The following is an 871-nucleotide window of genomic DNA, read 5'->3' on the forward strand; positions in this document are numbered from 1 at the left end:
AAGCAACGACTGAACCGGCCACGACCGAACCGGCTACGACCGAGCCAGCCACGACTGAACCGGCCACGACTGAGCCAGCCACGACTGAACCGGCCACGACTGAGCCTGCAACGACTGAGCCGGCTACGACCGAACCAGCAACGACTGAGCCAGCAACGACCGAGCCTGCGACGACTGAACCAGCTACGACTGAGCCAGCGACGACCGAGCCAGCGACGACCGAGCCAGCAACGACTGAACCAGCCACGACCGAGCCAGCCACGACTGAACCGGCCACGACTGAACCAGCCACGAGCGAGCCAGCCACGACTGAACCGGCCACGACTGAGCCAGCAACGACTGAGCCGGCTACGACCGAACCGGCCACGACCGAACTGGCCACGACTGAACCAGCAACGACTGAGCCGGCTACGACCGAGCCAGCCACGACTGAACCGGCCACGACCGAGCCAGCCACGACTGAACCGGCCACGACTGAGCCTGCGACGACCGAGCCTGCGACGACTGAACCAGCTACGACTGAGCCGGCCACGACTGAACCAGCCACGACCGAGCCAGCCACGACTGAACCGGCCACGACTGAGCCAGCCACGACTGAACCAGCAACGACTGAGCCGGCTACGACCGAGCCTGCGACGACCGAGCCAGCAACGACCGAACCGGCTACGACCGAGCCAGGCACGACTGAACCAGCAACGACTGAACCAGCAACGACCGAACCAGCTGCGACTGAACCGGCCACGACTGAGCCAGCTACGACTGAACCAGCTACGACTGAACCAGCCACGACTGAGCCGGCTACGACCGAGCCAGCCACGACCGAACCAGCGACGACCGAGCCAGCCACGACTGAACCGGCCACGACTGAGCC

The organism is Pseudoduganella sp. GW821-FHT12E03, from assembly GCF_058807115.1.